At 64.8% G+C, this 21608-nt stretch carries 23 protein-coding genes; 11 read left to right on the top strand and 12 right to left on the bottom strand.

The window, feature by feature from the left end:
- Window positions 1–86 precede the first annotated feature (86 nt).
- The gene (locus G6N36_RS18400) at window positions 87–494 is read left to right on the top strand and encodes a hemophore-related protein (protein WP_235690096.1); all 408 of its coding nucleotides are present in this window, start codon (window positions 87–89) and stop codon (window positions 492–494) included.
- 21 nt (window positions 495–515) lie between these two features.
- Here the strand turns inward: G6N36_RS18400 and G6N36_RS18395 are convergent, their stop codons facing one another.
- Window positions 516–1457 (bottom strand): IclR family transcriptional regulator, encoded by a 942-nt coding sequence (locus tag G6N36_RS18395; RefSeq protein ID WP_163688350.1) that lies wholly within the window; start codon window positions 1455–1457, stop codon window positions 516–518.
- 70 nt (window positions 1458–1527) lie between these two features.
- Here G6N36_RS18395 and G6N36_RS18390 point away from each other — a divergent pair, with 70 nt between their 5' ends.
- From G6N36_RS18390 to G6N36_RS18380, 3 genes are read left to right on the top strand one after another with little or no spacing between them, the layout of a single operon-like run.
- Complete coding sequence (locus G6N36_RS18390) at window positions 1528–2655, top strand: hypothetical protein (protein ID WP_163688349.1); 1128 nt, start codon at window positions 1528–1530, stop codon at window positions 2653–2655.
- A 1-nt stretch (window position 2656) separates the two neighbouring features.
- A complete protein-coding gene (locus G6N36_RS18385; RefSeq protein ID WP_163688348.1) occupies window positions 2657–3442 on the top strand; it encodes an SDR family oxidoreductase in 786 nt (261 codons plus the stop codon).
- Window positions 3442–4584 carry a sulfotransferase family protein gene (locus G6N36_RS18380; protein ID WP_179964811.1) on the top strand — a complete coding sequence of 381 codons (1143 nt, stop codon included), beginning with the start codon at window positions 3442–3444 and terminating at the stop codon, window positions 4582–4584. Before G6N36_RS18385 ends, G6N36_RS18380 begins: the two co-directional genes overlap by 1 nt.
- Before the next feature lie 3 nt (window positions 4585–4587).
- On the opposite strand, the gene G6N36_RS18375 is transcribed toward G6N36_RS18380, so the two are convergent.
- Genes G6N36_RS18375 through G6N36_RS18365 form a run of 3 tightly spaced genes read right to left on the bottom strand, consistent with a single transcriptional unit; the run spans window position 4588 to window position 6913 of the window.
- Window positions 4588–5229 carry a sensor domain-containing protein gene (locus G6N36_RS18375; RefSeq protein ID WP_163688347.1) on the bottom strand — a complete coding sequence of 214 codons (642 nt, stop codon included), beginning with the start codon at window positions 5227–5229 and terminating at the stop codon, window positions 4588–4590.
- A 17-nt stretch (window positions 5230–5246) separates the two neighbouring features.
- Window positions 5247–5750, bottom strand: coding sequence for a hypothetical protein (locus tag G6N36_RS18370; protein ID WP_163688346.1), 504 nt, complete (start codon window positions 5748–5750; stop codon window positions 5247–5249).
- Complete coding sequence (locus G6N36_RS18365; protein ID WP_163688345.1) at window positions 5747–6913, bottom strand: 3-ketosteroid-9-alpha-monooxygenase, oxygenase component; 1167 nt, start codon at window positions 6911–6913, stop codon at window positions 5747–5749. The genes G6N36_RS18370 and G6N36_RS18365 overlap by 4 nt, the downstream gene beginning before the upstream one ends.
- Before the next feature lie 130 nt (window positions 6914–7043).
- On the opposite strand from G6N36_RS18365, the gene G6N36_RS18360 reads away from it, so the two are divergent.
- Together G6N36_RS18360 and G6N36_RS18355 are read left to right on the top strand one after the other, a co-directional pair.
- Window positions 7044–7574 carry a gamma carbonic anhydrase family protein gene (locus G6N36_RS18360; protein ID WP_163688344.1) on the top strand — a complete coding sequence of 177 codons (531 nt, stop codon included), beginning with the start codon at window positions 7044–7046 and terminating at the stop codon, window positions 7572–7574.
- Between the two features lie 16 nt (window positions 7575–7590).
- Window positions 7591–8571 carry an MOSC domain-containing protein gene (locus tag G6N36_RS18355; protein WP_179964810.1) on the top strand — a complete coding sequence of 327 codons (981 nt, stop codon included), beginning with the start codon at window positions 7591–7593 and terminating at the stop codon, window positions 8569–8571.
- Here the strand turns inward: G6N36_RS18355 and G6N36_RS18350 are convergent.
- From G6N36_RS18350 to G6N36_RS18325, 6 genes are read right to left on the bottom strand one after another with little or no spacing between them, the layout of a single operon-like run.
- Complete coding sequence (locus G6N36_RS18350; protein WP_235690095.1) at window positions 8568–9191, bottom strand: hypothetical protein; 624 nt, start codon at window positions 9189–9191, stop codon at window positions 8568–8570. The genes G6N36_RS18355 and G6N36_RS18350 overlap by 4 nt on opposite strands.
- Before the next feature lie 29 nt (window positions 9192–9220).
- A complete protein-coding gene (locus tag G6N36_RS18345) occupies window positions 9221–9637 on the bottom strand; it encodes a nuclear transport factor 2 family protein (protein WP_163688343.1) in 417 nt (138 codons plus the stop codon).
- Window positions 9638–9640: 3 nt separating this feature from the next.
- A complete protein-coding gene (locus G6N36_RS18340; RefSeq protein ID WP_163688342.1) occupies window positions 9641–10519 on the bottom strand; it encodes a TIGR03619 family F420-dependent LLM class oxidoreductase in 879 nt (292 codons plus the stop codon).
- Between the two features lie 5 nt (window positions 10520–10524).
- Window positions 10525–11706: a thiolase family protein gene (locus G6N36_RS18335; protein WP_163688341.1), complete on the bottom strand. Its 1182-nt coding sequence runs from the start codon at window positions 11704–11706 to the stop codon at window positions 10525–10527.
- A 1-nt stretch (window position 11707) separates the two neighbouring features.
- Entirely contained in the window at window positions 11708–12766 is a 1059-nt protein-coding gene (locus G6N36_RS18330) for a thiolase family protein (RefSeq protein WP_163688340.1), read from the bottom strand.
- Window positions 12767–12776: 10 nt separating this feature from the next.
- Window positions 12777–13781: a Zn-ribbon domain-containing OB-fold protein gene (locus G6N36_RS18325; RefSeq protein ID WP_163688339.1), complete on the bottom strand. Its 1005-nt coding sequence runs from the start codon at window positions 13779–13781 to the stop codon at window positions 12777–12779.
- Window positions 13782–13839: 58 nt separating this feature from the next.
- On the opposite strand from G6N36_RS18325, the gene G6N36_RS18320 reads away from it, so the two are divergent.
- The 3 genes from G6N36_RS18320 (at window position 13840) to G6N36_RS18310 (ending at window position 16881) form a co-directional block, all read left to right on the top strand.
- On the top strand, window positions 13840–14871 hold the full coding sequence (locus G6N36_RS18320) for an LLM class F420-dependent oxidoreductase (RefSeq protein ID WP_163688338.1): 1032 nt from the start codon (window positions 13840–13842) through the stop codon (window positions 14869–14871).
- Window positions 14872–14949: 78 nt separating this feature from the next.
- A complete protein-coding gene (locus tag G6N36_RS18315) occupies window positions 14950–15663 on the top strand; it encodes an acetoacetate decarboxylase family protein (protein WP_163688337.1) in 714 nt (237 codons plus the stop codon).
- Window positions 15664–15666: 3 nt separating this feature from the next.
- Complete coding sequence (locus G6N36_RS18310; protein ID WP_163688336.1) at window positions 15667–16881, top strand: cytochrome P450; 1215 nt, start codon at window positions 15667–15669, stop codon at window positions 16879–16881.
- A gap of 51 nt (window positions 16882–16932) precedes the next feature.
- Here the strand turns inward: G6N36_RS18310 and G6N36_RS18305 are convergent, their stop codons facing one another.
- Window positions 16933–17739, bottom strand: coding sequence for a crotonase/enoyl-CoA hydratase family protein (locus G6N36_RS18305; RefSeq protein ID WP_163688335.1), 807 nt, complete (start codon window positions 17737–17739; stop codon window positions 16933–16935).
- A gap of 70 nt (window positions 17740–17809) precedes the next feature.
- On the opposite strand from G6N36_RS18305, the gene G6N36_RS18300 reads away from it, so the two are divergent.
- Both G6N36_RS18300 and G6N36_RS18295 read left to right on the top strand, forming a co-directional pair.
- Window positions 17810–19462: a medium/long-chain-fatty-acid--CoA/3-oxocholest-4-en-26-oate--CoA ligase gene (locus G6N36_RS18300; RefSeq protein ID WP_163688334.1), complete on the top strand. Its 1653-nt coding sequence runs from the start codon at window positions 17810–17812 to the stop codon at window positions 19460–19462.
- Window positions 19463–19492: 30 nt separating this feature from the next.
- Window positions 19493–20614, top strand: coding sequence for an NAD(P)H-dependent flavin oxidoreductase (locus tag G6N36_RS18295; RefSeq protein ID WP_163688333.1), 1122 nt, complete (start codon window positions 19493–19495; stop codon window positions 20612–20614).
- A 159-nt stretch (window positions 20615–20773) separates the two neighbouring features.
- On the opposite strand, the gene G6N36_RS18290 is transcribed toward G6N36_RS18295, so the two are convergent.
- The gene (locus G6N36_RS18290; protein WP_163688332.1) at window positions 20774–21490 is read right to left on the bottom strand and encodes an envelope biogenesis lipoprotein LpqN; all 717 of its coding nucleotides are present in this window, start codon (window positions 21488–21490) and stop codon (window positions 20774–20776) included.
- Between the last annotated feature and the right edge of the window lie 118 nt (window positions 21491–21608).

The raw sequence follows: 21608 nt of genomic DNA, 5'->3' as shown, positions 1-21608 counted from the left end.
GAGATTGTTTAAGTCAGACCCCACATCGGTTACGCCTTTTGGCAGCGACCACGAGGTCGCCGACTAGAGGAGTGATTTTGATGAAGATGTCCGAGAAGACCGTGCGACGCGGCCTGTACGGCATGTTCGCCGGGGGTCTGCTTGCTTTCGGTTCCGCGGCCATCGTGATTCCGGTCGTGAATGCCCAGCCTGCGCCGGGTCCGGGCACGGAGCCCCAGAACTGCAGCGTCAGCACGATTGCCGACACCTCACGCACTGTGGCGGAGTCCACCAGCACGTATCTGGCCGGCAATCCTGCAGCCAATGACGCGCTGACCACCATCGTCGAGCAGTCGCCTGCCGATGTGACCCAGGCGTTCCGCACCTACTTTGCGGAGAATCCGAAGGTCGAGACCGAGTTGATGACGATCAATCAGCCGGCGATCGATCTGGCCAGCCAGTGTGGTGTCGAGGTGGCACCCACACCGATCACCGAGGCGCTGACTGACCTCTAAAGCCAAATGAATCTCCACCGCTCAATCGCGTCGGCTGTCCCGCCGGCGCGATTGAGTGTTTCCCAGCTGAGCGCTGACCGCGTCGGCGGTCGCCACCACGGCGCGGGCCCGCTCGACGATCTCGTTGTCCGTCAACGACGTTCCGATGTGCATCGAGGCGACCATCACCTGTCGCTGGTCGTGGTCGTAGACCGGCGCCGAGATCACGCTGATGTCATGCCGCCTCCGGCCCGCCTGCCCGTTCTCGTCGCGCAGATACACGCGCTCACCGATGTCGGAGACCAATTCGCCGAGTAGCGCCCGCAATTCGTCGGGCAGGTTGCTCGACATCCCCGCCATCAGGGAATACAGCCGTCGGCCACCCGGCGTCAGCCGCTCGACCAGATAGCCGTCCTCGCGGCACCTGGCGATCACCCTGTTGAGCCGGTCCGAATGAGTGCGCAGCGGGATCGTCGGCTCCTTGGCGAGCCACTTGCGTTCGGCCTCTTCATCCCACAGCACGAACATCAAACCGACGGGCGGAGCGAACGGATAACTCTGCCCCACCTCGACGCCCGGTCTGGTACCGGCGGGAGCCACCAGGTCCAGTAGCGTAATCCGGTCGTCGATGACACCGGACAGCGCCGCGGTGACACCGAAGCGAGCCGACAGTCTCCGCAGTTCTTCGCGTGCCGCCGGGCTGACCCGCATCGACTCCTGGGCCTTCTGGCCGAGAGTGATCAGTGCCGGGCCAAGGCGGTACGTCTTGTCCGCGGCGTCGCGCACCAGGTATCCAGCATCGGCGAGGGACGTGACGATGCCGAGGCACGTCGGCTTGCTCAGTCCGACCCGACGGGCCAGATCGGACACCCCGAAGCGTTCCGTGGGGCGGCCCGCGAGGTAGTCGAGGATCCGCACGACCCTGTCGGTCGGTGGCGATGCACGGCCGGAAGGTTCGGGGGCGGACACCCCAGCAGCGTACATCTCGTTCCATATATGTACCGGAACGGTCGATATATTGACTCTTGTTAGAACGCGTTCTAGTTTCGTAGGCATGTATTCGCAGCCGCTGATCGACGCGATCGCAGAGGCCGAACACCTCGTCGCGACGGCCCACTTCATCGAATCCGAAGCCGACCTGCTCGAGGGCCTGCAATACCTCGCCGGGTGTATCGCAGCCTGCACGCACGTGGCCTTCGACTACGACCGCGACCACCCGTTCCTGCACAGCGGGACCGGACCGTTCACCAAAATGGGCCTCGACAATCCCGACACCATGTACTTCGGCACCCGCGTGCAGCCCGGCAACGAGTACGTCGTCACCGGAACGCGCGGCACCACCACAGATGTCAGCTTTCAGCTCCTCGGTGGTGAGTACACCGACGAGGTCGTACCGGATAGCGAGACCGCTTTCGACGACCGCAAGCTCGACATCGCCTCGGATGGCACCTTCGAGTGGCGGTTCACCCCGGACAGCCCTTCGCAGTTGGTCATTCGCGAGGTGTACAACGACTGGTCCGCTCAGCGCGGCACCTTCGCCATCGCGCGCACCGACACCGCGGGCACCGCACCGCCGCCGCTCACCACGGCGCTGATCGAAAAACGCTATGCGGTGGCGGGTAAGCAGCTCGTGCAGCGGGTCAAGACGTGGTTGCAATTCCCGAAATGGTTCTACGACGATCTGCCCGTGAACACGCTGACGGCGCCGAGGCTCACCCCCGGTGGTCTCGCTACGCAGTACTCGTCGGTCGGACATTACGATCTGACGCCCGACCAGGCGATGGTGATCACGCTGCCCGTCACCGACGCGCCGTACCTCGGCTTTCAGTTGGGCAGCCTGTGGTACATCTCGCTGGACTACATCAACCATCAGACGTCGCTGAACGGCACTCAGGCACAGGCTGATCCGGACGGCAAGATCCGTTACGTCGTGTCCGATGCCAACCCCGGTGTGACGAACTGGATGGAAACACTGGGTCACAGCAAGGGGTACCTGCAGTTCCGGTGGCAACGGGTATCCCGAGAACTGACCGAAGCCGACGGCCCCACCCTCGAGATCGTCGACATCGACAAGGTGGCCGCCGCGCTGCCGTACTACGACTCCAACAAGATCAGTGACGCGGACTGGCAGGCGCGGATCGCGCTGCGCCAGAAGCAAATCGGCGAAAGAATGGTGGGTTAGGGTGTCCACGGAACTCTTGAAGGACAAGGTTGTCGTCATCAGTGGTGTCGGCCCGGCGCTGGGCACCACGCTCGCCAGGCGCTGTGCCGAAGCGGGTGCGGATCTGGTGCTGGCCGCCCGCACCGTCGAGCGGCTCGAGGACGTCGCCAAGCAGATCACCGACATCGGCAGGCGTGCGGTCACGGTGGGTACCGACATCACCGACGAAGCGCAGGTGAGTAACCTCGTCGACCAGACGCTGGCGGCGTACGGCAAGGTCGACGTGCTGATCAACAACGCTTTCCGGGTGCCGTCGATGAAGCCGTTCGCCAACACGACGTTCGAGCACATGAAAGACGCCATCGAGCTGACGGTGTTCGGCGCGCTGCGGATGATCCAGGGCTTCACGCCTGCGCTGGCCGAGTCCAAGGGTTCGGTCGTCAACGTGAACTCCATGGTCGTACGTCACTCGCAGGCCAAGTACGGCGCCTACAAGATGGCGAAGTCGGCGTTGCTGGCGATGTCGCAGACATTGGCGACCGAACTCGGCGAGCAGGGCATCCGCGTCAACTCCGTTCTGCCGGGCTATATCTGGGGTGGAACCCTGAAGGGCTACTTCGAGCACCAGGCCGGCAAATACGGCACCAGTGTCGAAGACATCTACAACGCGGCCGCCGCCGGATCCGACCTGAAGCGGCTGCCGACCGAGGACGAGGTCGCATCGGCGATCCTGTTCATGGCCAGCGATCTGTCCAGCGGCATTACCGGGCAGGCCCTGGACGTCAACTGCGGGGAGTACAAGGCCTGATGACCAGGACGGACGTTGGCACCGTCGACGATCTGCACGCTTCGGCGACGAAGGCGTGCGGACTCGACGACTTCGGTGCCGACGATGACAACTACCGGGAGGCGCTGAGCGTCCTGCTGGAGTCGTTCCGGCGCGACGCCGATCTCACCGAACTCGGTAGCAAGATGAACCGGTTCTTCGTCCGCAACGCACTGGTGGCGCGACTGGTGTCGGAGGCGGCGTGGAAGCAGTACCCCGAGCACGCCGACGTGACGGTCGAGCGCCCCATCTTCGTCACCGGGCTGCCGCGCACGGGCACGACCGTCATTCACCGACTGCTCACCGCCGACCCGCGGCATCAAGGACTGGAACTCTGGCTGGCCGAGTTCCCACAACCCCGTCCGCCACGCGAGACATGGTCGGAGAACCCGGTTTTCGCGCAGATCGACGCCCAGTTCGCCAAGGCGCACGCGGAGAATCCGGACTACACCGGTCTGCACTACATGACGGCCGACGAGGTGGAGGAGTGCTGGCAGCTGCTGCGCCAGTCGCTGCATTCGGTGTCGTACGAGACGCTGTCCCATCTGCCGACGTACTCACAGTGGCTGGCCAAGCAGGACTGGACCAAGCCATATCAGCGGCATCGCAAGAACCTGCAGTTGATCGGTCTGAACGATGCCGAGAAGCGCTGGGTGCTCAAGAATCCGAGCCATCTGTTCGCGCTCGACGCGATCTTCAAGACGTACCCGGATGCGCTCATCGTGCAGTGCCACCGGCCCGCGGAGACCATCATGGCGTCGATGTGTTCGCTGGCGCAGCACACGACCGAAGGATGGTCGAACTCGTTCGTCGGCGCGCAGATCGGTGCGGACGCGATGGAGACGTGGACGCGAGGTCTCAGGCGGTTCAACGAGGTTCGGGCCGACCATGACCAGGCGCAGTTCTGCGATGTCGACTACTTCGAGTTCGTCAAGGATCCGGTGTCGGCGGTCGAGGGCATCTATTCGCACTTCGACATCGAGTTCACCGGCGAGGCCCGCACGGCGATAGCCGAGAGCCACGCCGAGAGTCAGCAGGGCCCCCGCGCGCCGAAGCACACGTACTCACTTGCCGACTACGGGCTGACCGACGAGCAGGTCAAGGAGCAGTTCAAGGGGCTGTGACGGTCAGGCCGTCGTATTGGCCAGCCTCTCAATGCGATCCAACGCTTCTGCAGCCAGCGTGCGCACCGGATAGCCGCCGGCCGCGCCACACGTGGAAATCTCGATCGCCGCATTGTGGGCGGCGACGAACGTACTGTCGCATGCCCAGTCGCTGGCTGTGAAGGACCACAGCAGGATGTTGGGCGAGCTGGATGACGTCAGCGGCTGCAGCGTGAAGTCGTAGACGCGGCCCTTCATATCGGTGACAGTGAACGGAGTATCCGCGCACGACTGCAGCGTCCGCTTCGCTTGCGCCAGTGCATTCTTCGCGTCGTAGTCCGCCCGATAGACGCCGACCATCTCCTCGATGTACACCTGGCGTCCGGCGTCGTCGACCATCCAGTGCCCGCCGTCGGTCGCAGCCGGATCGTGGTCGAAGATGAACGGCGGATCCACCTCTCTGGCGACGCCGCTGCACTCGTCGGGTTCGACGGTGGCGAACAGATTCCCGTCGTACTTCTCGACTTTGGGGCTCAGCAGGTCCTTGACCTGTCCGGCGGTGATAGGCGCCACCGGCGGAGCGGCCCTCGGAGGGGCGTCGACGACTTCGGTGCAGCCCGGAACGAGGACGAGCGCAAGCAGAAGCACCGACCGCCGCGCCACCATGGCCGCCATGGTGGAAGCTAGCCGTCCCCCGGGGATGGCGCTGAGGACGTCTCCTCCAGGCAGCCTTCAACCACAGCGTGTTTGATGCTGCCCGCGAGCTTCGGGCAGGAGCGGGCCCGTGCCGGATCACCGCCGGCCTCGCGGATCTCGTTGAAGTACGCGCAACGGCGGGTTGCCTCGGAGTTCCACTGCACCGACGTCTGCGCGGGACCGAGCTTCTTCACCTCGACCGCCACGTGGCAGAACCTGCAGTCGACCGAAACCAGCCCCGATCGCAGGTAACGCTCACGGTCGCGCACGGTGGCCTCCCGAAGCGCCTCGGCTCGGTCGTCGCCGAAAGTCGGTGCCTTGGACCAAGACCGAGCCCCGGCTTCCCTGGAATCCCCTGTCTCACTGTCGCCGTGGCTGTGGTCGTCGTCGTCATGAACGCCGTGCAGAAGCAGCATCGACCTCGCCAGCTGGTCGACGTCGGCGGGGCCGACAATCTGACCGGAGTCAGGGGCGTCCTTACGCGGGGTCATGAGCTCGCGTGCTCTGCCTTTTCGTTCTCGTCCTGCTCTTTGGCCTGAGTCTTGAGGTTCTCCTCGACCTCGACGTGCCACTTCTCGTTGGCCACCGTGGTGTCGACCTCGATCTCGAAGCGGTCGGTCATGTCGGGAGTCACGTCGGCGACGTCGACGTAGAACTGCTGGTACCAGCGGCGCATCTGGTAGACCGCGCCGTCCTCCTCGACGAGCAGCGGGTTGTCGATGCGCGTCTTGTGCTTCCAGATCTCGACGTCCTGCAGAAAGCCCTTGCTGACGCCCTCGGTGAACACCCGTGCGAGCTTGTCGGTCGTGGCCTCGTCCAGGCCCTTGGGCTTCTCGACGATGACACCCCACTGCAGCACGAACGAGTCCTGGGTGACCGGGTAATGGCAGTTGATCAGGATCGACTCGGCCTTGAATCCGCCGTAGTTGTTGTGCAGCCAGTTGATCATGAATGACGGCCCGAAGTACGACGCCTCCGAATCGAGATGCGCCTCACCGTAGGAGGTGCCCAGATCGCTGACGTCGGGCCTGCCCACATTGTGCAGGTACTGCGACGCGATGTGGCCCTCGAAGACGTTCTTGAAATACGTCGGTAGGCCGAAGTGGATGTAGAAGAAGTGCGCCATGTCGGTGACGTTGTCGATGATCTCGCGGCAGTTGCTGCCCTCGATGAGCATGGTGTTCCACCGCCAGTCGGTCCACCCGTCGTCGGCGAACTCCGGGATGTCGGGGATACGGACCTCTTCTTGAGGCGGGTTGCCCTCGTGGTCGTGCCAGACGAACAGCAGACCACCGCGGACGTCGGTGTGCCAGGCCTTGGTGCGGGCCAGCCGGGGAGTGCGCTTGGCGTAGGGCACCAGCTTGCACTTTCCGTCGCCACCCCAGCGCCAGTCGTGGAACGGGCAGGCGACCTCGTCGCCCTTGATCGTGCCCTGCGCCAGGTTGCCGCCCATGTGCCGGCAGTAGCCGTCCAGGACCTTGAGGTCGCCGTTGGAGTCGGCGAAGACCACCAGCATGGTGCCGAAGATCTCCACGCCGTGCGGCTTGCCGTCCAGGTAGTCCTTCACAGGACCGAGGCAGTGCCAACCGCGCGCAAACCTGTCCGGGAGCGCGCCGGTGTCGATTTCGCGGACGGCTGCTGTTTCGGTAGTCACGGTGGGCCTCCCGTTTCTGTGGCTCTAACTAGAACACGTTACAGTTTTTCCCCGCGGCCGCGCAATCAAACGCATCTACCTGCTTTTTCGCGCCGGCACTATCGCGGGGCAACTGCGGTATATCTAGACAATGCCGTTGTACTCGTTCGAGGGGCGATCACCGATCGTCGATCCCAGTGCGTTCGTCGCTCCGACCGCCACTCTGGTCGGTGACGTGCATGTGGAGGCGGGTGCTTCGGTGTGGTTCAACGCGGTGCTCCGGGCCGATTTCGCTCCGATCGTCGTCCGCGAGGGCGCGAACGTGCAGGACTGTTGTGTGCTGCACGCCCCACCGGGCATCCCGGTCGACGTCGGACCCGGTGCCACGGTCGCGCACGGGTGCGTGGTGCATGGCGTGCACATCGGCGCCCAGGCCGTGCTGGCCAACCACTGCACGGTGCTCGACGGCGCGGTCATCGGCGCACGCAGCCTGATCGCGGCGCATTCGCTGGTCATCGGCGGCACCAAGATTCCCGACGAGGTGGTGGTGACCGGTGCACCGGCGAAGGTGCGCGGACCCGTGGCGGGGACCGGCGCGGAGATGTGGGTGAAGACCAATCCGGGCGCTTATCAGGATCTGGCCCGTCGCTACATCGCGGGACTGCAGCTCATCCCCGATTAGCGCGTACCGTAGCCGCATGTCGTTCGGTCAGGTCACGGCGCTGTGGCGCTACCCCGTGAAGTCCCTCGGCGGCGAGCAGCTCGAGCAGATCGACATCGGCGCCCGCGGTGTGCACGGCGACCGGTTGTGGGCGGTTCGCGACCTCGAACGCGACGTCACCGCGACGGCCAGGCGCATCCCTGCCCTGCTTGGTGCAACGGCCCGCTACGCGCATCCGGTCGGTGCCGACGCAGGCCCGGGGAACGCACCCGAGGTCGAGATCACCTTCCCCGACGGCAGTGTGTGCTCCAGCAGCGACCCCGATGTGCACAAGAAGCTCTCCGAGCTGGCCGATCGCGACGTCCGTCTCACCGCCCTGCCACCCGCCGACGACACCTCGCTGCACAAGCTGAGCAAGGACGAGCGCGAGAACATGTCGATCGCCGCGCTGCGCAAGGACTTCGGGGTCGCCGAAGGGGAGAAGTTCCCGGACATGTCGATGTTCCGGGTCACCGATCTGACCTTGCTGGGCAGATACTCGACGCCGCCGGGCATGTTCGTCGACCTGGCGCCCGTCCATGTCATGACGCAGACGAGCTTGAAGACCATTGGGGCCGAGATCGGCGGTGACGACGTCGATGTGCGCCGCTTCCGCCCCAACATCCTGCTCAACCTGGCCGATCCCGAGGACGGGCTGCCCGAGTCGCAGTGGGCCGGCGGACGCCTCTCGCTCGGCGGGGCCGTGCTCGCGGTGACGATGCCGACCATTCGGTGCGTCGTGCCGAGTCGTGCGCAACCCGGCATCGAGGTCGACCGCCGAATCACCAAGGCGGTCGCGTCCCGGGCCGGACGCTGCCTGGGCACCTACTGCTGGGTGAACGTCGGCGGCCCGGTCAGCGTCGGTGACGAGGCGACGCTGAAGCAGACCAGGAATCGTGTGCTCGCCGATGCCGCCCGCCGTACGAAGCGGTTCGCGTTCGGCGTGGCGACGTCGGCCATGGAACGATTCGGACGCTAGCCGGCCGACGCCAACCCGGTTCGCAGCGCGATCTGCTGCATCTTGCCGATGTTGATGACGAACTGGTCAGTGGTGACGTCACCGAGTGCGCTTTGAAATTCAAGGCGCACCAGCGCGGGTCCCTCGGTGAAAAGCAACAGCGTCGTCGCCTTGCTGCCGTTTTTCGACATGCCGACGGCCATGGTGCCGTCGGTGCCGACCGGAACGGGTCTCGGTGTTGCGCCGGTGATCGTCGTTCCGAACGCGGGTAAGGCGTCACGCAGTGTTCTTGTCGCGGTCTCGGCATCCGGGTAGATCACGATGGTGTCGGCGATGGCCCGGGTGTCGTCCTGGTTGACGAAAAACGCACTGGCACCGGGCAGCCCGTCCGGACCGGACGGCGTGCTCGACTGCTCGGTGAATGTGTCCTCGTTGTCGCTGAGGTCGCCCGGCTGGAGTAGCAATCGGCTGTAGTCGACCTGGTCGTCCGTCTTGGTGGTGGTCGGAGCGGCCGACGCCGACGAGGTCGTTGACGCGGGCAGGCTCGGAACGGTACCCGCCGGGCCGGTGCCGGATGAGTCACATCCGATCGCCGCCACGCACATCAACGCTGCCAAGGCCGCGGTGGATCTGGATCGCATACCTCCACCGTGCCACAGCCGGCGTGGCGCTAGATTCTGCGAGCGCTCGCCGTCGCCCGGTCGAGCTCCCAGAACGCCCGCAGTGCAACGATCTTGCCGTCGTCGTTCACCCGGTAGGTGAACACGCCTTCGGCCTTCACCTCGTAGCCGGCGGCCCTGATCACGATGTGGCCGACGTTGGCCTCCTCGTTGCCGCACTGGTATGTCTGCTCGAAGTGGAAGGTCAGGTCGCTGGGGGCGATCGCCTTGTCGTAGAACAGCGCGATCGCTTCCTTGCCGCGGTGACCCTTACCCTCCGGGTCGAAGTGCGACGGCCCGATGGGATCCTCGACGACGGCGTCGTCGGCGAAGTTCGCCAGCCAGGCATCCTTGTCGTGTGCGATCGCCGCCTCGCGAGAACGCTTGCCCGCCAGATGAGCCGGGGCGTTCGGGTCGGTGACCGCCATGCTTCAGTCCTGCCAGCCAGAGTGAATGTACGTATCGGCGAAGCGCTTCATCGCGTCCTTCTTCTGCTCCAGCGGTGCGTCGAAGGCGAGTCCCTCGAACACCCACGGAATCCCGATGTAGTCGGTGACACCCGCCGCGACCAGGTCGCGGTGGCCGTCGACGCCGAACTTGTCGATACACACGGCCTGGTATTCGAACGGGTCGTCGGCGCGACCTGCTTCAGCCAGCAGACCCTTGAGTTTGCCGATGGTCTCGGCCAGCTGGTCGCAGGTCATCATCGCACTCGTCCAGCCGTCACCGATCCGGACAGCGCGTTTGAGCGCGACGTCGGTGTGCCCGCCGACGTAGAACGGCACCGGCTCCGACGGTGCCGGGCTCATCTGCAGTCGGTCGAAGTCGTAGAACTCGCCGTGGTGTTCGACCATGCCTCCGGCGAGCACCAACTTGATGACGTCGATCATCTCGTCGACGCGTTTGCCGCGCTTCGCGTAGGGCACTCCGCACCACTCGAATTCCTCGGGAGCCCAGCCGATCCCGACACCGAAGCCGAACCGGTTGTTGGTGAGGTTCGCCACCGACCCGACCTGCCGGGCCAGCAGCAGCGGGTTGCGGGAGCCCAGCTTCATCACGTTGGTGTAGAAGCGCAGCTTCGAAGTCACCGCACCCAATGCGCCCGCGAGGATCAACGGATCGACCCATGGCGAGTTCTCATCGAACATCCGCTTGCCGTCGGCAGTGTAGGGATAGTCGACCGACTGCTCCTCGAAATAGAAGATCGAGTCCGGCAGCGCGATGTTGTCGAAGCCGAGTTCCTCAGCCGTTTTCGCGATTTCGATCAGCTGGTCGAGTGGGCTGAACGCGATGCTGATGGTGTACCGCATGCGAGTCACGGTTTGTCAGCTCCCACGACCCACATCGAGTAGTACTGCGCGCCACCGCCATACGCGTGGCCCAGCGCTTTGCGAGCACCGGGGACCTGATGGTCGCCGCCCTTGCCCATCACCTGGATCGCCGACTCGGCGAACCGGATCATCCCGGAGGCGCCGATCGGATTCGACGACAGCACACCGCCGGAGGCGTTGAGCGGAATGCGGCCGGTGATCTCGGTTTCGCCCGCCTCGGTGAGCTTCCACCCCTCGCCTTCCGGGGCAAACCCGAGGCTCTCCAACCACATCGGCTCGTACCAGGAGAACGGCACGTAGACCTCGGCGGCATCGATCTCATCGATTGGGCTCTTGATGCCCGCCGCTTTCCAGAGGGCGGCCGCGGCGTCCCGGCTGGCCTGCGGGTTGACCTGGTCGCGGCCCGCGTAGGCAAGCGGTTCGGTGCGCAGCGACGTGGCATGAATCCATGCGACCGGGTGACCGTTGGCGAGATGCGCTTCCGCTGCTTCCTCGTTGCCGATCACCATGGCCGCGGCGCCGTCGGACGAGGGACAGGTCTCGTCGTAGCGGATCGGGTCCCACAGCATCGGGGACTCCATCACCTTCTCGACCGTGATGTCGGGTTGGTGCAGATGAGCCAGCGGGTTCTTGGCGCCGTTGCGCCGATCCTTGACCGCAACGATCGCACCGATGTGGCTCGGTGCACCCGAGCGACGGATGTAGGCGCGGATGTGCGGCGCGAAATAGCCGCCGGCGCCCGCACCGACCGGCTTGGTAAACGGTACCGGGATGCTCAACGCCCACATGGCGTTCGACTCGGACTGCTTCTCCCACGCCATCGTCAGCACGCGCTTGTACTTGCCCGACTGCACGAGGCTGGCGGCGACGATCGCGGTCGAGCCACCCACCGAGCCGGCCGTGTGTACACGGATGAGCGGCTTGTTCGTGGCGCCGGTGGCGTCGGCCATGAACAGCTCCGGCATCATCACGCCCTCGAAGAAGTCGGGCGCCTTGCCGACCACCACGGCGTCGATGTCGTCGAACGTCGAGCCGGCGTCCTCGAGCGCCCTGTCGATGGCCTCGCGAACCAGGCCGTTCATCGACACGTCGTGGCGCTTGGCGACGTACTTCGTCTGCCCGGTGCCCAGCACCGCAGCTAAGTTCTTTTGAGGTGCGCCAGCCACTTCAGTTCTTCCCTTCCAGAACGGCGACGAGATTCTGTTGCAGCGCAGGGCCGCTCGTGGCATGCGCGAGTACCCGCTGCGCGGAACCGTCGAAGATGTGCTGCGCGGCGAAGCCGATGCGCTCCAGTCCGGCCGAGAACATCGGGTTGGCCGCCAGTGCGCCACCCGAGGGGTTGACCTTCGTCTTGTCCGTCAGCCCGATCGCTTCTTTGAGGATCAGCTGCTGGTGGGTGAATGGTGCGTAGAGCTCAGCGACGTCGATCGAACCGGCATCCCCGTTCGTCGCGACCTTGGCCGACGCCGCGGTCGACGGCGAGGTGGTGAGGTCGCGCGCGCCCAGGATCGGGGTCTCGATGCGGTGCTCGAAACCGGTTATCCAGGCCGGGTTTTCACGAAGCTCGCGCGCCCTGTCGCCCGCTGCGAGCACGATCGCCGACGCGCCGTCGGTGATCGGGGCGATGTCATGGCGCCGCAGTGGATCGGCGAAGTACGGCCGGGACAGCAGCTCGTCGACGCTTCCGGTGACCTCTTCTTTGTCGGTACGTCCGCCGGCGGCGTAGGAATCCAGCGCCACCTGAGCCATCTGCTCGACGGTCCATTTGCCGGCGTCCAGGCCCGCCCGGGCCTGCAGACCCGCCATCGACACCGAGTCCGGCCATAGTGGCGCGACGGTGTAGGGATCGGTCTGCAATGCCAGAACGCGACGCAGCGTGCCCGCCGACGACTTGCCGAACCCATAGACCAATGCGGTTTCGACCTGACCGGTGAGCAACTTGATGTAGGCCTCGTACAGCGCCCAGGCTGCGTCCATTTCGACGTGGCTCTCGTTGATCGGTGGAACCGCGCCGATCGAGTCGATCGCCGAGATGAACGAGAAGGCCCGGCCGGCAAGGTAATCCGAGGATCCCGAGCACCAGAAGCCGATGTCGGTCTGCTGCAGGCCCAGCTCGTCGTACAGCTCGCGGAAGCACGGCATCAACATCTCGACGCCGTTGGTGGTGCCGTCGGTACGGCGGACGTGGGGTGCGTGCGCGAAGCCCACCACTGCAATGTCAGTCATGAATGTGCCTTTACAGGTGGTGCTTGTAGGTGTCGTAGTCGGCGTCGGGCTCACCCGTCGGCCGGAAGTAGTCGATGTTGTCGATGCCCAGACCCCACTCCTCGCGGGGCTTCCACACGGCTTGCACCCGCATGCCCATCCGGACGTCCGCCGGGTCGATCTCGGTGACCAGATGCAGGAACGGGATGTCGGCGCCGTCGAGAAGCACGTACGCCGCGACGTAGGGCGGCTTTATGCGCTGTCCGGGGAACGGGATGTTGATGATGGCGAAGGTGGTGACGGTTCCCTTGTCGTCGAGTTCGAGGAACTCGTCGAGTTCCAGGCCGGTGGCCGGATCGGCCTCCTTCGGCGGGAAGTACACCGGGCCTGGCTTATCGCCGCGTCCGCTCCTGGTCCGCGCCGCGAGCAGCTTGCCTTCCTCGAGCGCACGCAGGAACCTGCTCTCGGGCAGCGAGGCGGTGTGCTGGATCTCGATCATCGACGGCGACACCTGGATCTTGACCGGTTCGCGATCGTCGGGCTGGCCTTCGGGCTCCGCGTCTTCGCCGGGCAGGAAGTGCGCGATGTCGGTGATCGCGCCGACCGGTTCGTCTATCCAGTGCGCATGCACCCTGGTCCCGGTGCTGATCGCGTCCGATGACCCGGCGTCCACCGCGTGCAGCAGCGGGGTGTCGGCGCCGTCGAGCTTGATCAGCGCCCACGCGAACGGCTTGTCCAGCGGCTGGCCCTCCAGCGGCGTCGACTGCCAGGTCCAAGACATGACCGTTCCGACGCTGCTCACCGGCACGACCTCGGTCAGGGGCTCGTACGTCACGGGGTCATACTCAGCAGGCGGCACGTGCACCCGCCCGTCCGAACCGCGTACGCCGACGATCCGTCGCTCCCGCAGGGCGGTGAAGAACTGGGACAGGAGTGGTCCGACTGAACGGGTGTAGTCGAATGAGAGCTTCAGCGGAGCCGAGAGAGGCCGCTCATGCTTGTCGATCTGCACCGGGCTGCTTTGGCCTGTGGTCACGGCATCGAGTAGAACAGGTTCTAATAATAGTTTCAACCATGGGTCTGGAGGCTCGCTAATGAAGCTGGGTTTGCAGTTGGGTTATTGGGGCGCGCAGCCGCCGGAGAACCACGCCGAACTCGTGGCCGCGGCCGAGGAGGCCGGCTTCGACACTGTCTTTACCGCCGAGGCATGGGGTTCGGACGCCTACACGCCGTTGGCCTGGTGGGGGCGCGAAACCACGAAGATGCGGCTCGGCACATCGGTGATCCAGTTGTCGGCGCGGACGCCGACGGCGTGCGCGATGGCTGCGCTGACGCTCGACCACCTCTCCGGTGGCAGGCACATCCTCGGTCTCGGGGTGTCGGGGCCGCAGGTGGTCGAGGGTTGGTACGGCGCCAAGTTCCCCAAGCCGCTGGCCCGCACCCGCGAGTACATCGACATCCTGCGTCAGGTCTGGGCCCGCGAGGCACCGGTACACAGCGACGGCCCGCACTACCCGCTGCCGTTGACCGGCGAGGGCACCACCGGGCTCGGCAAGAACCTGAAGCCGATCACCCACCCGCTGCGCGCCGACATCCCGGTGATGCTGGGCGCCGAGGGGCCCAAGAACGTCGCCCTGGCCGCCGAGATCTGTGACGGCTGGCTGCCCATCTTCTACTCGCCACGGATCGCCGGCATGTACAACGAGTGGCTCGACGAGGGTTTCGCGCGTCCCGGCGCGCGGCGCACCCGCGAGACGTTCGAGATCTGCGCGACCGCACAGGTCGTCGTCACCGACGATCGCGCCGAGATCATGGAGTTGATGAAGCCCCACCTGGCGCTCTACATGGGCGGGATGGGCGCTGAGGACACCAACTTCCACGCCGACGTCTACCGCCGCATGGGGTACGCGGAGGTGGTCGACGACGTCACGAAGCTGTTCCGTTCCGATCGCAAGGACGAGGCGGCGAAGATCATCCCGGACGAGCTCGTCGACGATTCGGCGATCGTGGGTGACCTCGCCTACGTGCAGGAACAGATCAAGGCGTGGGAGGCCGCCGGCGTGACGATGATGGTCGTCGGTGCGCGCTCCGTCGAGCAGATCAAGGATCTTGCCGCACAGGTCTGAAGCTCGGAGGCGAGCCGCCAATCCAACTCGGTAGACACTTCCTTGCTAGTTGTCTAGTCGGCGTTCTAGATTGACCCGATGAGCCAGCACACCATCGCGGGCACCGTGCTCACCATGCCGGTCAATGTCCGCAAAGCGACTCAGCACATGGCGATGTTCCCGGTGGACGCCGACGCCGCCCAGGCGATGATCGACTACAGCGGTTTGCAGGTGTGCCAATACTTGCCGGGCAGAGCGATAGTCGCGCTGATGCTGATGCATTACATCGACGGCGATCTCGGTCAGTATTACGAGTACGGCACAAACGTGATGGTCAACCCACCGGGGACCGATGCGAAGGGGATGCGGGCCCTGCAGTCCGCAGGTGCATTCATCCACCACCTTCCCGTCGACCAGGAATTCACGCTCGAAGCCGGGACGAAGATCTGGGGCTATCCAAAGGTGATGGCCGACTTCACGATCCGCGACGGCCATTCGTACTCGTTCGATGTGACGATCGACGGCCAGTTCGCGGTCGGCATGGACTTCCGGCCGGGGCTTCGCGTGCCGGCAGCATTCACCTCGAAGCCGCAAGATCCGCCGACGTACGCCTATCGCGATGGCGTGCTACGCGAGACCATCGGGGTGATGAGGTCAACCGACGTTCGCTACCGGCCCGGCGGTGCAAAGGTTCGGCTCGGCGAACATCCCTACGCGAAAGAATTGGCCTCGCTAGGCTTCCCCAAACGCGCGATGGTCTCCGGTTCGGCAGGCAACGTGGCGATGTCGTTCGCAGACGCGCAGGAGGTTTGAAACATGGCGGCGCCGACAGTATTCACGAAGCCGGACGTAGACCTTGCCGATGGCGGGTTCTATGCCGACCGGCCTGCATCCCGCGAGGCGTACAAGTGGATGCGGGCCAACGAGCCCGTGTTCCGGGACCGCAACGGATTGGCCGCGGCCACAACGTACGAGGCCGTGATCGACGCGGAGCGAAACCCCGAGCTGTTCTCGAACGCCGGCGGTATCCGTCCCGATCAAGACGCGCTGCCGATGATGATCGACATGGACGATCCGGAACATCTGTTGCGCCGCAAGCTCGTCAATGCGGGCTTCACGCGGAAGCGGTTGAAGGTTCAAGGCGATTCGATCAGCTCGCTGTGTGACTATCTCATCGATCGGGTCTGTGAGCAGGGTGAGTGCGACTTCGTCAGAGACATTGCCGCGCCGCTGCCGATGGCGGTGATCGGCGACATGCTCGGCGTGCTTCCCGAAGAGCGAGAGCTGTTCCTCAAGTGGTCTGACGACATGATGGAAGGCCTGAGTTCCACTGTGTCCGAGGCCGATATGCAGGTCACCTTGGATGCCTTCATGGCTTACAACGAGTACACCATGAACAAGATCGAACAGCGTCGAGCGGAGCCGACCGAAGACCTGATCAGCGTGCTGGTGCACGCGGAGGTCGACGGTCAGCGGTTGTCCAACGACGACATCCTGCAGGAGACCCTGCTGATCCTCGTGGGCGGCGACGAGACCACACGCCACACGATCTCCGGTGGAATCGAACAGCTCATCCGCCACCCCGAGCAGTGGGAGCTGTTGCAGAACAACCCCGACAAGATCCCCCTCGCGATCGAGGAGATGCTGCGCTGGACCTCACCGTTGAAGAACATGGCGCGCACGATCACCGCCGACACCGAGTTTCACGGAGCGCAGCTGCGCAAGGGCGAGAAAATGCTGCTGATGTTCGAGTCGGCGAACTTCGACGAGGCCCAGTTCGGCGACCCCGAGAAATTCAACATTCAGCGAGATCCGAACAGCCATTTGGCATTTGGCTTCGGCACGCACTTCTGTCTGGGTAATCAGTTGGCCCGAATCGAGCTCATCAACATGATCGGCGCGGTCCTGGAGAGGCTGCCCGATCTCCAGTTGGCGTCCGACGCCGTGCTGCCGTTGCGGCCAGCTAACTTCGTCAGCGGCCTCGAGTCGATGCCGGTGACGTTCACCCCGACGAAGCCGCTGCTGACGTAGCGATTTGGGTGCGCCTACGATCGCTCAGCGGCTGTATGCGCACCGAAATCACTACTTCATCTGGAAGTTGGGCTTGCGCTTCTCCAGGAACGCCTTCGGCCCCTCCTTGGAGTCCTCGGACAGGAACACCGGAATGCCGTTCTGGGTGTCCGGCTTGAAGGCGTCGTTCTCGTGCATGCCTTCGGTCTCGCGAATGGTCTTCAGGATCGCCTGAACCGCGAGCGGACCGTTGTTGTTGATCACCTCGGCGATCTCCAACGCCTTGTCCAGTGCCGAGCCGTCGGGCACGACATAGCCGATCAGACCGATCTCTTTGGCCTCGGCGGCGGTCAGGTGGCGGCCGGTCAGCAAGATGTCGCAGGCAATCGTGTAGGGGATCTGGCGGACCAGTCGGACCGCGGAGCCGCCCATCGGATACAGGCTCCATTTCGCCTCCGAAACACCGAATTTGGCGCTCTCACCCGCGACGCGGATGTCAGTGCCCTGCAGGATCTCGGTGCCACCCGCGATGGCCGGGCCCTCGACGGCAGCGATCAGCGGCTTGGTCAAGCGACGGCCCTTGAGCAGTGCGTCGATGCGCGTCGGATCGAAGCCGCCCTTGAAGCTGTCGCCGGGCGACTGCTGATCGGCTTTCTTCAAGTCCATGCCCGCGCAGAAATAGCCGCCGGCACCGGTGAGGATGCAGGTGCGTATCTCTGGATCTTCGTCGACGCGGTCCCACGCGTCCACCATGATCGACATCATCTCGGTGGAAAGTGCATTGCGCTTCTCCGGCCGGTTCATGGTGACGATCAAGGTGTGTCCGCGCTGCTCAATGAGGGCGTCGGCGCCATTTTCCGGTTTTCCTTCGTCGCTCACGAACTAGTCCGCCTTCCAGCGTCGATGCCACAGACTTGTCTGGAAATGTAACACGTTCTAGTTTAGTGCTGTGGCCCTGAACATTGCCGATCTTGCCGAGCACGCCATCGACGCCGTGCCAGACCGTGTCGCCCTCATTTCCGGTGACGTACAGCTGACCTACGCCGAATTGGAGGATAAGGCCAACCGTTTGGCCCACTACCTCCTCGACCAAGGCGTGAAGAAGGACGACAAGGTCGGGCTGTACTGCCGCAATCGCATCGAAATCGTCATCGCGATGCTGGGCATCGTCAAGGCGGGCGCGATTCTGGTCAACGTCAACTTCCGCTACGTCGAGGGCGAGCTGAAGTACCTGTTCGACAACTCGGACATGGTCGCGCTGGTGCACGAGCGCCGCTACGCCGACCGCGTCGCCAACGTGCTGCCCGAGACACCCGCCGTCAAGACCATCCTTTCGGTCGAGGACGGCAGCGACGACGACTATCAGCGTTACGGCGGTGTCGAGTTCTACTCGGCGCTGGAGCAGGGCTCGCCCGAGCGCGATTTCGGTGAGCGCAGCGCCGACGACATCTACCTGCTCTACACCGGCGGCACCACCGGCTTCCCCAAGGGCGTGATGTGGCGCCACGAGGACATTTATCGGGTGCTGTTCGGCGGCACCGACTTTGCGACCGGCGAGTTCGTCAAGGATGAGTACGACCTGGCCAAGGCCGCCGCGGAGAACCCGCCGATGATCCGCTACCCGATCCCGCCGATGATCCACGGGTCCACCCAGTCGGCCACCTGGATGTCGATCTTCTCGGGTCAAACCACCGTGCTCGCACCGGAGTTCGATGCCGACGAGGTTTGGGAGACCATCGAGAAGCACAAGGTGAACCTGCTGTTCTTCACCGGCGACGCGATGGCGCGCCCGCTGCTGGACGCGTTGACCAAACTGCACGACGAGGGCCGCGAGCCCGACCTGTCGTCGCTGTTCCTGCTCGCCAGCACGGCCGCGCTGTTCTCGACGAGCATCAAGGAGAAGTTCCTCGAGCTGCTGCCCAACCGGGTGATCACCGACTCGATCGGTTCCTCGGAAACCGGCTTCGGCGGCACCAGCATCGTGGCGAAGGGCCAGTCGCACACCGGCGGACCGCGCGTGACGATCGACCATCGCACCGTCGTTCTCGACGAGGACGGCAACGAGGTCAAGCCGGGCTCCGGGGTGCGCGGAATGATCGCCAAGAAGGGCAACATCCCGGTCGGTTACTACAAGGACGAGAAGAAGACTGCCGAGACGTTCAAGACGTTCAACGGTGTGCGCTATGCGATTCCGGGTGACTACGCCGAGGTCGATGCGGACGGCTCGGTGACGATGCTCGGCCGCGGTTCGCAGTCCATCAACAGCGGTGGCGAGAAGATCTACCCCGAAGAAGTCGAGGCCGCACTCAAGGGCCACCCCGACGTCTTCGACGCGTTGGTAGTCGGCGTGCCCGACGAGCGGTACGGCAACTGCGTGGCCGCCGTCATCCACCGCCGCGAAGGCACCAACCCGACGCTGGCCGAACTCGACACCTTCGTCCGGAATGAGATCGCGGGTTACAAAGTGCCGCGCAAGGTTTGGTGGGTCGACGAGATCCACCGCACGCCCGCCGGAAAGCCCGACTACCGGTGGGCGAAGGACACCACCGAGGAGCGGCCCGCCGACGACGCACACGCCAAGCACGCGGGCAGCACATCCTAGCGGGGCGAGCGAAGCGACGGGGAGAAATACATGCGTACCGAGCTGTGTGACCGTTTCGGCATCGACTATCCGATATTCGTCTTCACGCCGTCGGAGAAGGTCGCCGCCGCGGTCAGTAAGGCCGGCGGTCTCGGTGTGCTCGGCTGCGTGCGGTTCAACGACGCCGACGATCTCGAGAACGTGCTGTGCTGGATGGACGAGAACACCGACGGTAAGCCGTACGGTGTCGACATCGTGATGCCGGCCAAAGTCCCGCAGGAGGGCACGGCCGCCGATATCGGCAAGCTCATCCCGCAGAGCCACCGTGACTTCATCGACAAGACGCTCGCCGATCTCGGCGTTCCGCCGTTGCCCGAGGACGAGGAGCGTAGCTCGGGTGTGCTGGGCTGGCTGCATTCGGTGGCCCGCTCGCACGTCGAGGTGGCGCTCAAGCATCCGATCAAGTTGATCGCCAATGCCCTTGGCTCACCGCCGAAGGACGTGATCGATCAGGTACACGCGGCCGGGGTGCCAGTGGCCGCTCTCGCCGGTAGCGCCAAGCACGCGCAGCGACATGCCGAGAACGGGGTCGACATCGTCGTGGCGCAGGGCCACGAAGCGGGCGGGCACACCGGCGAGATCGGTTCGATGGTGCTGTGGCCGGAAATCGTTGATGCGCTTGACGGTAAGACTCCGGTGCTGGCGGCAGGCGGTATCGGCACCGGGCGGCAGGTCGCCGCGGCGCTCGCGCTGGGCGCCCAGGGGGTGTGGATGGGCTCGGCGTTCCTGACGTCGGCCGAGTACGACCTGGGCCATCGCAAGCCGTCCGGTGTGTCGACGATCCAGGAGGCCCTGCTCCGGGCCAACTCGAGCGATACCGTGCGCCGCCGCATCTACACCGGTAAGCCCGCGCGCCTGCTGAAGTCGCGCTGGACCGACGCCTGGGATGCACCCGATGCGCCCGAGCCGCTGCCGATGCCGCTGCAGAACATCCTCGTCAGCGAGGCCCATCAGCGGATGAACGAATCGGACAATCCCGACACCGTCGCGATGCCCGTCGGCCAGATCGTCGGCCGGATGAACGAGATCCGGCCGGTCGCCGACATCATCGCCGAGTTGGTCTCCGGCTTCGACGAGGCCTCGAAGCGACTCGACGGTATCCGCGGCAACTAGCTCACGCCCGACTGATCACCGTTCTACTCACGTCCGAGAGTGCCTGCCGCGCTGTTGCATCAGACGGGCAAGGGCTAATGCACGAAATCCACGTTTTGCAGACGAAGTGCGAGTAGAGGTCTGCAAAACGTGGATCTCGAAGCGCGCGGCAGTGCTACATCACGGGGTGATCGTCGTCTGCTCGTCGATGACATCCGTTGCCGCGCCGACGATGTCGCCCTGGTTCTCCAGGCCGTCGGCGTTGAGCTGCAGCACGTACAGGCCGTCGGCTCCGGGGATCACGACGGTTTTCTGGGCGACGATCTTGGTCATCCCTTCCGACTCCCAGGTGCCGCCGAGCTGGTAGGCCGGGTAGTCGCTGAGCGTGCTGTTCTGACCCTCGTTCGACGCGCTCCAGCCCGGCAGGTTCTGCAGTTCGCCGGGAGCCAGGTCGATGATCTGCTGCGGGTCGACGTTGCCGGTCAGTTTCGACACCAGCGCGACGATGCTCGGGGAGTACTCGGCGGCTTCGGGGCCGGTGTAGATGATGGCGCCGTAGGCCCACTCCGGGGTGTTCTCGCCGGCCGGCTCCCAGCCCTCGGGGATCGGCAGATCGATGGTGGGTGAGCCGGGGTCGCCACGCTTGACCGGCGCCTCCTGGATGTTGTTCTCCTTGATGTAGCTGGCGATCGTCGGGTTCGGGCCGGCGGCGTCCTCATCGCGAGGAGCGACTTTGGCCGTCGTCGTCGGTGCGGCCTCGGCCGTGGTCGTGGTGGTGGTCGTGGTCTCCGACTCGCTGGTGCTCGGCTCGGTCTTGGTGTCCGAGCCGCAGCCGGACAAAACCAGGGCCAGAGTGGCGGCCAACGCGGCCGCCCCGGTGATCGCCGTGCGCCTCATCAGTCACTCCTGTCGTCCTGCAACGCGTGTCACCGTTCTCGGCAAACATGGCCGGTTGCTTTGGTCGTGACGAAGCGTAATCGAAAAGGGCCTGTATTAAGGGCGAGTAGTACTACTC

The organism is Mycolicibacterium gadium (assembly GCF_010728925.1).
Classification (GTDB): domain Bacteria; phylum Actinomycetota; class Actinomycetes; order Mycobacteriales; family Mycobacteriaceae; genus Mycobacterium; species Mycobacterium gadium.
The sequence above is the reverse complement of the archived record's forward strand: the minus strand, read 5'-3'. Positions and strand labels throughout refer to the sequence as shown.

Bases quoted from the DNA above. Each gene is read 5' to 3' on its own strand.
- G6N36_RS18355 (WP_179964810.1), top strand. From the start codon at position 7,591: ATGTCGTTCGGTCAGGTCACGGCGCTGTGGCGCTACCCCGTGAAGTCC.
- G6N36_RS18360 (WP_163688344.1), top strand. From the start codon at position 7,044: ATGCCGTTGTACTCGTTCGAGGGGCGATCACCGATCGTCGATCCCAGT.
- G6N36_RS18345 (WP_163688343.1), bottom strand. From the start codon at position 9,637: ATGGCGGTCACCGACCCGAACGCCCCGGCTCATCTGGCGGGCAAGCGT.
- G6N36_RS18390 (WP_163688349.1), top strand. From the start codon at position 1,528: ATGTATTCGCAGCCGCTGATCGACGCGATCGCAGAGGCCGAACACCTC.
- G6N36_RS18350 (WP_235690095.1), bottom strand. From the start codon at position 9,191: ATGCGATCCAGATCCACCGCGGCCTTGGCAGCGTTGATGTGCGTGGCG.
- G6N36_RS18375 (WP_163688347.1), bottom strand. From the start codon at position 5,229: ATGGTGGCGCGGCGGTCGGTGCTTCTGCTTGCGCTCGTCCTCGTTCCG.
- G6N36_RS18400 (WP_235690096.1), top strand. From the start codon at position 87: ATGTCCGAGAAGACCGTGCGACGCGGCCTGTACGGCATGTTCGCCGGG.
- G6N36_RS18310 (WP_163688336.1), top strand. From the start codon at position 15,667: ATGGCGGCGCCGACAGTATTCACGAAGCCGGACGTAGACCTTGCCGAT.
- G6N36_RS18380 (WP_179964811.1), top strand. From the start codon at position 3,442: ATGACCAGGACGGACGTTGGCACCGTCGACGATCTGCACGCTTCGGCG.
- G6N36_RS18290 (WP_163688332.1), bottom strand. From the start codon at position 21,490: ATGAGGCGCACGGCGATCACCGGGGCGGCCGCGTTGGCCGCCACTCTG.
- G6N36_RS18370 (WP_163688346.1), bottom strand. From the start codon at position 5,750: ATGACCCCGCGTAAGGACGCCCCTGACTCCGGTCAGATTGTCGGCCCC.
- G6N36_RS18395 (WP_163688350.1), bottom strand. From the start codon at position 1,457: ATGTACGCTGCTGGGGTGTCCGCCCCCGAACCTTCCGGCCGTGCATCG.
- G6N36_RS18320 (WP_163688338.1), top strand. From the start codon at position 13,840: ATGAAGCTGGGTTTGCAGTTGGGTTATTGGGGCGCGCAGCCGCCGGAG.
- G6N36_RS18315 (WP_163688337.1), top strand. From the start codon at position 14,950: ATGAGCCAGCACACCATCGCGGGCACCGTGCTCACCATGCCGGTCAAT.
- G6N36_RS18295 (WP_163688333.1), top strand. From the start codon at position 19,493: ATGCGTACCGAGCTGTGTGACCGTTTCGGCATCGACTATCCGATATTC.
- G6N36_RS18330 (WP_163688340.1), bottom strand. From the start codon at position 12,766: ATGACTGACATTGCAGTGGTGGGCTTCGCGCACGCACCCCACGTCCGC.
- G6N36_RS18340 (WP_163688342.1), bottom strand. From the start codon at position 10,519: ATGCGGTACACCATCAGCATCGCGTTCAGCCCACTCGACCAGCTGATC.